10 protein-coding genes are annotated in these 9,403 nt (G+C 61.1%); 1 reads left to right on the forward strand and 9 read right to left on the reverse strand.

All coding sequences use genetic code 11. From position 1 onward, the window contains the following. Positions 1-7 precede the first annotated feature (7 nt). From ACEXP3_RS23875 to ACEXP3_RS23895, 5 genes are all read right to left on the reverse strand, one after another. A complete protein-coding gene (locus ACEXP3_RS23875; RefSeq protein WP_377299686.1) occupies positions 8-520 on the reverse strand; it encodes a LuxR C-terminal-related transcriptional regulator in 513 nt (170 codons plus the stop codon). A 209-nt stretch (positions 521-729) separates the two neighbouring features. Next, positions 730-1,167 carry an HNH endonuclease signature motif containing protein gene (locus ACEXP3_RS23880; RefSeq protein ID WP_377299687.1) on the reverse strand — a complete coding sequence of 146 codons (438 nt, stop codon included), beginning with the start codon at positions 1,165-1,167 and terminating at the stop codon, positions 730-732. Between the two features lie 66 nt (positions 1,168-1,233). After that, positions 1,234-2,058 (reverse strand): hypothetical protein, encoded by an 825-nt coding sequence (locus tag ACEXP3_RS23885; RefSeq protein ID WP_377299688.1) that lies wholly within the window; start codon positions 2,056-2,058, stop codon positions 1,234-1,236. A gap of 432 nt (positions 2,059-2,490) precedes the next feature. After that, positions 2,491-3,210, reverse strand: a complete 720-nt coding sequence (locus tag ACEXP3_RS23890) for a BRO family protein (RefSeq protein WP_377299689.1) — start codon at positions 3,208-3,210, stop codon at positions 2,491-2,493. 2 nt (positions 3,211-3,212) lie between these two features. Continuing rightward, the gene (locus ACEXP3_RS23895) at positions 3,213-3,479 is read right to left on the reverse strand and encodes a hypothetical protein (RefSeq protein WP_377299690.1); all 267 of its coding nucleotides are present in this window, start codon (positions 3,477-3,479) and stop codon (positions 3,213-3,215) included. 354 nt (positions 3,480-3,833) lie between these two features. Between ACEXP3_RS23895 and ACEXP3_RS23900 the strand changes: the two genes are divergently transcribed. After that, positions 3,834-4,535: a 3'-5' exonuclease gene (locus tag ACEXP3_RS23900; RefSeq protein ID WP_377299691.1), complete on the forward strand. Its 702-nt coding sequence runs from the start codon at positions 3,834-3,836 to the stop codon at positions 4,533-4,535. On the opposite strand, the gene ACEXP3_RS23905 is transcribed toward ACEXP3_RS23900, so the two are convergent. The 4 genes from ACEXP3_RS23905 to ACEXP3_RS23920 all read right to left on the reverse strand — a co-directional run. After that, positions 4,511-6,313: a DNA primase family protein gene (locus ACEXP3_RS23905; protein WP_377299692.1), complete on the reverse strand. Its 1,803-nt coding sequence runs from the start codon at positions 6,311-6,313 to the stop codon at positions 4,511-4,513. The genes ACEXP3_RS23900 and ACEXP3_RS23905 overlap by 25 nt on opposite strands. Then, positions 6,310-6,486, reverse strand: coding sequence for a hypothetical protein (locus tag ACEXP3_RS23910; protein WP_377299693.1), 177 nt, complete (start codon positions 6,484-6,486; stop codon positions 6,310-6,312). The genes ACEXP3_RS23905 and ACEXP3_RS23910 overlap by 4 nt, the downstream gene beginning before the upstream one ends. Then, on the reverse strand, positions 6,486-7,853 hold the full coding sequence (locus ACEXP3_RS23915) for a DUF7146 domain-containing protein (RefSeq protein WP_377299694.1): 1,368 nt from the start codon (positions 7,851-7,853) through the stop codon (positions 6,486-6,488). Before ACEXP3_RS23915 ends, ACEXP3_RS23910 begins: the two co-directional genes overlap by 1 nt. Then, a partial coding sequence (locus ACEXP3_RS23920; protein WP_377299695.1) for a DNA cytosine methyltransferase occupies positions 7,850-9,403 on the reverse strand: 1,554 nt, incomplete at its 5' end. The genes ACEXP3_RS23920 and ACEXP3_RS23915, both read right to left, overlap by 4 nt.

Genomic DNA, 9,403 nt, shown 5'->3' on the forward strand with positions numbered 1-9,403 from the left:
TGAATATTCAGCCGCCGGTGTCATCATCGGCCGCCAAAGCCTGGCCGTTTGCAGCGATGAGCCGTGGACCGGGCGGCGGCGCAAACTTGCCGCCGACTTGGCGCGCCGCCTCGCGCTTGGTTTCTTTCTTGCTCACATACCCACGGCCTGACGGCGCGTTGGCAGCACGGGATCGAAGGTCGCGCGCCACGCGCTCGGCATCCACATCGTTAAGCGACTTGATCGCAGCCGAGAGTGACGCTGCGTTGCCGGCCAGGCCATGCTGGATCTGTGCGGTGCGGAGCTTCGTCCGAAGGCGGTTCAGCATCACTTCACGCTGCCGCAGCAAGTGTTGGTAATGCCGGCGCAAAGTTTTGACATCGAGACCAAGCGTCGTCGCAATGTCCTTGTTCGTCTGACCGGCCGCAAGGAGCACCATGACGTTGATGGTCGACGCTTCTGTCGGCTCATGGCTCGGTCGCCCCTGCCGCCGTCCAGGCGGATCGATGGGGTTGCCGAAAAGGTCAATCTGCTCGGTCATGGCCGGTGCCCTGCCCCGTCAGGTAAAAATGGGAATAAACCATGCGAAAATCGCAATCCCGCAAATACTCCTCTGCTATCCCCTTGATTTTGTTGGTCGGACCAGCTTTTCACCAAGTCATTCAGCCCTAAACCGACAATCGGGCCGGGAAAAACCATCCGCCACAAAAAAAGTGTGCCGCTGAGACCTGTGCGGTTACACCCCTTGGGTTAGGATGGGGATTTAAACCCCCTACCCCCCCTACCTGACAGACGGGCGCCGCGCGCCGCCGCCGTCTTCTTCGTGTGATGCGACCCGCAAAGGCATTGGCCGTTCTCCACATCGAAGGCCGGACCGCCATCCTTGCGCTCGATGATGTGATCAGCGAACAGCCGGGCCGGCGCCCGCACTTCGCACCGCCTGCCATCAACGACAGCCTGGCACTGATACCCAGCGCGCTTCTTGACGTCCGCCGCCCAGCGCCGATGCTCCGGCGACAGCAATTCAGGATCGGCCGCTTTGGCCGGCGGTCGCACGGTGCGGGTGTCAATCGTGCGGATCCCGGCGATGGATTTGAGTTTCATGACCGCATCACCGCCTCCCGCAATTGCCGGCCAAGGCCCGCAAACACGAAGCCCGCCGAGCGTTTCCGCCAGCGGGCTTTTCATGAGAATTATCTAGGGTCCAAGTTATGTCAAATATCTGCCGCGCCGGAAGGGGTATCGCGAAAAATATCATGAAGCCTTTTCAACGGCTTGCATTTGCGCCCGCATTTTCGCGGCGCGCACCCACGGCTGCCGGTCGGCCACGAAGGCATAGATTGCGTGGTCATGAAGCCGCCCGGAAAGACTGTCGGCCAGGAAGCCAAGAGCATCACGCCAGAGCTGCCAGTCCAGCCGCGAGAGGATATCGCCCCGCATCATCTGCGAAAGCTCATACTTGCGATAGGCGCCGCTCACCGGCCGAGAGCGCTTGCGGTCAAAACCATCCGTCTCGAATTCATAGACCCGCCCCAAGGCATCCTTCTGCGTCTTCTTCACAAACCACCGGGGCTTTCCGGCCGCACTCACCATGCGAAACGCCGGCTGCTCGCAATGCCAGTCCGGGCCACGCCCCAGAATGGCAGCCCCCGTTACCAGTGCCACCAGGTGCCGCCCGGAAAGCCGCTCGCCCTTCAGGCGAACCTCGCAGGCCACCCGCTCCACCTCGCTTGCAATGAGCCCATGCGGATCGTCCATTTCCGGAAAAGGCATCCAGCCGGCCGGGATCTCGAAGCCGATGCGCGCCAGCCCGCGCACCGCCTCCCCCACAAGAAGCGCATCGCGGTGCGGCTCGCCATCCTCGATGAAGCCGGGGATCACGCCAAAGGCGTTCGGGCTCTTGTCGATAAGCGTGCCGAGCGTCGCCATATCCTGCGTCACGCTCCAGTTGGAACCGGCAACCGTCGTCAACCGGTCACCTGCCGCCCCCACCTTGCAAAGCTCCTGACAGAAGGCCCATTGCAGAAGCTCCTCAATGCCCATGACCTTTTTCACGTCAGCATTCATCTTTTTTTTCATCGCTTCTTTCCTTTAGAAAGAGGTGTTGGACAGCAAGTACAGATAAGGTTTTTTGACGGACAGAAAATTAGAAAGATGGACAGCAAATTAATCAATAAATTCAACATATGGACAGCAAGTACAGCAAGTTACGAACCTTTTGCATGTGAGGAGTTAGGTAACATTTTCTAAACGGCACAGTAGACGAAACATCGCGCGCGCAGGCGCGCACATGCGTAGGCCGCAACTTTGCTGTACTTGCTGTCCGTGCTGTACAAACCACTGATATGACTGGTCTAATTCGAACGTCCGTGCTGTCCGTTGAGGGCCTCGGCAATACGTTTGCTGTACTTGCTGTCCGCTGCGCTGGCCCCACACCCTTTGAAAAGGGCGAAAGGCCAGCATAGGACGATGCGGCACGACCTGTCCAGCGAAGGGTCCGGGTCTTCATCGTCAGTTTCCGTTCAGTTTGGCGCGGATATCGGCGCGAACGCGTAGGCCGCAATAGTAGCTGCCATTGGATTTCATGCGGGCATATGCGGATTTCACCATGCCCTTGCCGAACCCTGAAAGCGTCATATGGGGCGCGTTCGCCTGCGGTGCCCACCGGCAATAGAGCGCGTAGAGATCGCTGCTTTGCACCCGGCTCATTGGGTCCGGCTGGCAACATTCATCAAGAAAATCGGATATATAGCGCGAGAGGCTGCGCTCATGGTCCGTGCTGCCGGCGCTTTCTGCCCGCTCTTCCAGTGGCAGACCAAGCTCTCGCCACAGCGCCTGCGCGGCCCGGCGCCCATGCGTCAGGCGCGTTTCCTTCACCAGCGCCAGCTTTTCGCGCATGATTTCGAAATCCAGTTGCGGGGCGTAAGCGCCCGTGCGCCGCAACGCCGGCAGAACTTCGTGAAAGACGAACCGCTTCAGCCGCTCAGCCTCCGGCTTGGTGCTGGTAAAAATCAGCCGATAAAGGCCAGGCTCGTTGACGGAAGCCATTTCCTGCGGGCCACCAAGGGTGTCATTTACTGTGACACCCTTCTCTTCGTCAGGAAGCCGCGTAAGCGCTTGGCGGCTATTCTCCAGACCAAGGCATCGGCACACATCAACAGCCACGAACCAATCCTGGCCTTCTTTCTGGAAAGCCCGCACCGGCAAATTCTCGAAATCGAACGTCATCATGCTCATGCCACTTCTCCTTTGGCATCGGCCATTCTGGAAAAATAGAGCACGTGCAGAGGCTGCGTAGACTGCTCAGCGCGGCCAAGTATTTCCTCCGCTAAAGTGGCAAGATGCCCGATGCTGGTGGCGCGGCGGTCAAGATCCGTCAGGGGCAGGCCCATCAGGTCCACAATCGCAAAAACGAGGGCCCGCGCCGCGATGATCTCGCTTTCGAGCTCGTACAACAGGTCAAATTCGGTGAGGTCAGCAGGCTTCGTGCCGTCTGTCATTGTGGTTGCTCCAGGTTCCCGTTGAACCCGGCACCATCTGCTAAAATGGCGGCCGGGCAGACGCGGGTTAGCAGACCCAGTGGAGCACCAGGCAAGCCTTTCGGCTTCCGCACGTCGCCCGGCCATAGAAAAACGCGCTCGAAAGCTTCGTCTTTCCATAGCGCGTTGACTGCGCTCCATCGGTAGGGCTGCTAAACCCCGTCGCGGATTTTGCCGCGACAACCTTATGGTGCGCCAGTTTGATCTGTTTTGCAAGACATCCGTCGGCCCAGCATCCCCGCCGAAATAATACTCGATCTTTGGCCAATATTTCGGTTCAATCCCTTGGGGGATTGTTCCGCTTTGGGGGGAAGCATGCAAAAGAGCTACAGTGCTTTTTTCGATGTTGAAACAACAGGCTTCGAAGAAACCGATCGAATTGTCAGCTTCGCCTGCATCAAGGTCGATCTGGAAGCCGCCAGAAGTGGCGCTTTTGACTGTTCGCTGATGCATCTGATCTTTGACCCCGGGAAGAAAAGCCATCCATCGGCCGAGGCTGTGCACGGATACAATGATTGGCTCCTGCGGCATCAGATGCCGTTCTACGAATGCGCAGAAGACATTTTCCAACTGCTCGATTCGGCCAAGACTCTCCACGCTCATCATTTGGAATTCGATTATGGCTTCGTGTCTCGCCAATTGGGGGAGAGCGGCCTCGAACTGCGCGACAAGAACCTCATCTGCACCATGCAGGATTATCGAAATTCGTTCTCCGGAAAATCGAACCTTGAGGTGGCGGCAAAGCGGTTTGGCCTGAAGAGGTCCGGGCGCAAACACAGCTCGCTTGAAGACGCGTGGCTCTGCATGGGTGTATATCTTGGCAACCGAGGTATCCGCATCCCACAAGCACCTTCCGAGATTTTGACACCACCGACCAATTTGCAGCGAGCACCGCCGCGGCCATTGGGCTCTCTCCCAAGACGGAAACCGTTCAAGTCGACCTTGCCGCCGATCTACAGGGAGATGCTGGAGAACGTGATTAACTTGGACGATCACAGCATGTCGTCCTCTTCATAGGCGCGGCCGCCAGCATGCTGCTCTTCACGCTGGCCGCGAAACTCTTCTTTCACGCGGATGCCGCGATAGAATGTGCCGTTTGAGCGGATACGCCAGAACATGTGCATTAGCCCGTCCGGGCCCTTCCATGTCTTGCGGGTTTGGTCAGGCAGGCGCTTCGAGAATGTTGCCTGACGAAACTCTGAAAGTCCTTCTCTCTTGGCAAAGCGCGCAAAACCATTGAACAGATCCTCGGGCGTCTCCTGGTCGCTGTCATTGCCGGTCACATGGCAGGCATTGCGCAGGAATGCCCCGATCGGATCGCTCTCCTCGCGATATTCGGCCGTCGCGGCCCTGACACCCTCCGGCACGCCGAGCCCGTTTGCCAGATAATCCAACGCACCCTTCACCATCCAGGCGAAAACGCCGTGACGCTCGGCCCGCAGCTTGCGCGGCAGGTCTCGGTCCACCTCATCTTCCGGGATCTGGATTTCCCACGGCACCAGGTGCACGCGCCGCCAGATCCCGTCGCTATCATCCTTGATGATCGGTTTGTGGTTGCCCGAAAGGATGATCTTGAAATGCGGGATCATCTCGAAGAAGTCCTTGTTCAGGTGGCGCACCGCCAGCGGCTCGCCGCCCGTCAGCGCCTTGATCAAAGCGTCCTTCAGGTGAACCCCCATTTCCGGCTCGGAGGCCGCCACAAGGCGCACGCCGGGCAGGCGCGCGAGATCCGGCGTCGCTTCCGCGCCCGATCGGCGCTTTTCGCCGGCAAAGCTGTCGATCGACATGGAGGCGGCATAATCGCCCAGAATATCCACCATCAGGTCGACGAAGGTGGATTTGCCGTTTCGTCCCGCGCCATAGAAGAACAGCAGGCACTGCTCGCCCGTCAGCCCCAGCAGGCAATAGCCCATGTATCGCTGCAGAAACCGGCGGTATTCGACATCCGGCATCACCCGCTTCAGGAACTGGTCGAACACCACGCACGAAGCATCCTTCAGCACCATCACCTCGGCCATCTTGGAAATCAGGTCGCGCGGCTCGTGCCGGTCCAGCCGCACAGACCATTTCCCGGCCTGGCCGCCCTGCGCTTCCGAACAGTAGAACCGAAGCGTGCCGCTTTGGGTGTTCAGAGCATAAAGATCCGTATTCAGCTGCTTCACCTCGACGGAGCAATAGGGCACCGCCTCGCGCAGCATGTTGTCGATCTTGGAAGATCCGCAGGCGCTCTTGGCATGAGAGTGGCGGGATGAAATCCGCCCGGAGCGGTCCTTTTCCACCGCGTCCATGGCGTCGATCAGCACCTGCAGCCTGTCGTATTGCTCCAGCTTCTCGGCGTCCCAGTCCTTGCCCTTCTTGCCCAGCGCCTTCATGTCCTCGCGCGCCTGGCGCCCGGCCACGATCTTGGCCTTCTCCTCGTCCGAGCAGTCGAGCAGGATCGCCTCGTCATCGATGAATTCGGCCGTGCGGTGGGCAAAGCGGCGCACCACCGCGCCGGATGTATCCTCCAGCCAGCGCTGGCCGTCATAGCCGTGCCAGCCCACATGCGTCACATGGCGCAGAAACCGGCCATAGCGCACGCGCAACCGCTCGCCATTGCCAATGTCGGTTTCCGGCAGCGCGGCGCATTCCTCGAGGATCTCATCCGGCGAAAGCTCCAGGTCCGCTTCGGCCTCTTCCGGCTCGGAAATGGGCAAGGGGTCCGGGTTTCCGGTGTAAAGCGCGCGCTGCGCATGGGCCTCTTTCAGCAGCTGCGCCACCGCCTCCGGCACGCCGCCCTTCGGTTTGTCTGTCATCTGCGCGGCGTCCAGTATCTTTCAAGCATGAAGTTGAATAGCCACCCCGCACCGCAAGCGATTGCCAAGACGCAAGGGATCGTCCAGGAGCCAAAATAATCTGCTGGCAAAACGTTGAGCAGCGAACCCGACATCCACGGAACCATGAATAGCCAGTATTTTTGCTCTTTCATCACACGCCTCCCTTGTTCAGCGCGGCACTCAGTGCCCCTGAAAAATCCATCCCCTCGGGCGGCCATATCACCTGAGGCAGAAGCCCGGGGCGTGACAGCCGCGCCAGGGCGCGCGCCATGGCAGAGGCGGTAAACACCGGCTCGCTGTCGCCATCGGCGAGCAGCAGAAGCTCCGCCACATGATCCGCCACCTGCATGGCATCGTCCGGCCCCTGGCGCGCCTTCGGCACGGGGCCCGGCACCTTCACCTTGCGCACGCGGCCGAGCGTATCGGTGTAGGTCAGTTCCGGATGCATGAAGGCAGAGGCCGGTTCGGCCGGGCCGGCCAGATTGCCGAGATCGCCGGAGGTGAAATAGAACGTGTCAGCGCGAAACCCTTCGGCACCCGCAAAGGCCACGACGTTCTCGATCCCCTCGCCGCCCGCCCAGCGCAGAAGCTCCGGCTGGCCGATCAGCGGCACGATCCCGCCCTTCTTCACACCGCGCATTTTCTTCGAGGCCAGCCGTTCGTAAAACCCGGCCTCGATCAGCTCGGCCGACGGCGCCTGCCGGCGATGATCGGTCACCACGTCGTAACCGGCCTCCTGCCCTTTCTTGGTCAGGCCATAGAGGATCGGCCGATATTTGCCTTCAGGGCAAATGAGGTCGATCCATGTCTGGTGGCAGCCGATGATGCGCGCTTCAGGATTGACGATCGGCAGGATCATCGCCGGGCCGGAATAGATCGACAGCGGCCGGCCGGCCCGGTCCTCGCCCTTGTAATAGCCGGCGGAAGGCCGGAAGCGGGCGTTCTCGAACAGCGTTTCCGGTACAAGAAACCCGGTGCGCGCCTTCAGGTAATCGCGGATCACGCCGCGGCCGAACACCGCGACATTCGTGCCGGACAGGCAATCCGCCGCTTCCAGCCAGAGGCCGCGGGCGCGCATGATCTCGCGGTCGCGGTGTGCGTTGCGCTCCTCCTGCTTCTCGCTGGTCTGCCGGTCGAGATCGGCCTGCGCCTGCGCAATCCGCGCCTCGCGCTCCGCCCTCTCCTCATCCGTCTCCCGCTCGCCTTCCTTCGGGATCTCTTCACAGAGAAGCGCCGAACAGGCCTCCAGAAAGCCCGCGCGGTTGCGCAGATCAAGCAGCAGCACATGCGCCGCAAGGCTCAAGCCATCGCGCCCGCCCAGCCCACAGCCACGGCAATTCCACACGCCCTTGCCGCGGTTGACGGAAAACCGGTCGACCCCGCCACATCCAGGCTGCGGGCATGGCCCCTGGTATTCGCTCTTGCCCTTTGCCGCCTGCGGGATTTTCAGGATGTCGCAGGCGCGGGCAAAATCCACCGTCTTGGCGCGCAGAATGAATTCGTCGAGGATGGTGGTCATGCCGCCACCCTCTCATTCCAGACCGACAGATGGTTGCAATTAGCCGCCACCAGCGCCTTGGCAACCGGCGGGCACACGCTGTTGCCAACGCAGCTGACCTGCACGGATTTGGAGAACGGCACCCACAGCGGCCCGCCATTGTGGCCAATGCGCGCGGCGTCGAAATAACCGTCGATCTTGTAATCCGCCGGGAAGCCTTGCAGGCTGAACAGCTCACGCGGCGTCAGCATCCGCATGCCGATATCGACCACCACGTAGGTCACGCCATCGACGTCGAGCGTCACGAACTCGCGCTCGTCCCAAACGCCGTGGGCGCGCAGGAAATCCGCCACCTGCCGCGCCCGGCCCGCCTGCGCCTCCGTAAACGGCGGCGCGCTGACGGTTGCCGCGACATGGCCGAACCGGTCCCGCGTCGTCACGGTGCGGCAGGGCTCGTCCTCACGCCCGCCATCGCCCTGCCCGTAATAGGATTGCAGGTATGGCATCACCAGCTGGCTCTTGCCCTGCCCGTCCGCCATGATGGTGGCCGATGGTTCGTTCACGCCATGACCGGTCGAGGTGCCGAACTGACGCGCCACATAGGCGGACACGAGCTGCTGATGACTGCCGGATTGGGTAATGGTCGAGGATGCCTCGTCGAGCGGTCTTCCGGGGTTCACGCCACCGATGCGCCGGCTGTCGTTGTTCGCCTGCGCCATGAACCCGCAGAACACGGCGTTCTGGTCCTTGTCGCTGGCGGTAATCGTCTGCGCCTGTCCGTCGACAGGCCTGTTGGCGCCACCCTGCTGCGCATAGGTCAGAACGGGTGCCATGATGCCAAGAGGCGCGGCACCACCAGGACGCTTGATGAAGCTGTTTGCGGTGATGGTAGGCGCCTGCTCATCCATGGCAGATCCGGTCGCGCCGCCGTTGAACCGCTGGATTGAGGGTGCAACCAGCATCTGGTGGGCACCACCAGCCGTTACAGTGTGCGCCTGTTCGTCAACGCTCACATAGGGCTTCTGCGCGTTGCGCATTGTCATGACATGCGGTCCGATCAGCGCTTTCTCGCCACGGTTCGCGCCCGTGATCGTCCGCGCGCTTTCGTCGACACTCTCAACCCGACCTCCATGCGTCAGGTTGACCAAAAACGGCCGCTTCGCCTGCAACACATACCGATCAAAGCCTCGCGCAATCCGGGCATGACTGTTGTCGGCCAGAGGCCGCACTGCCCGCAACTGGTGCTTATGCCAGATCTCCTCAGCCGTATCGAAGATCGACGGGCACGGGATGCTCCAGTCCAGGTAATCGGCAACGATAGGCCATGGCTGCTTGCGCCCGGCAATCACGTCCTTGTCGTCAGGCGCGCCATGCGTCGGTTGCGGCCAGACGATCTTCTGGCCATCGAAGCGGATGATGATGAACAGCCGCTTGCGAATGGTCGGCGCGCCGAAATCGCGCCCGCGCAGCTCCCGGCTCTCCATGCGCCCGCCGAGTTTGCGGATGGTCTTGCACCATTTCCGGTAGGTCTCGCCCTTCCTGTCCGAATCCGGCATCAGCCCCCGCGGCGT

The sequence above is a fragment of the Neorhizobium fuzhouense genome (assembly GCF_042611105.1).
Taxonomy (GTDB): domain Bacteria; phylum Pseudomonadota; class Alphaproteobacteria; order Rhizobiales; family Rhizobiaceae; genus Neorhizobium; species Neorhizobium galegae_A.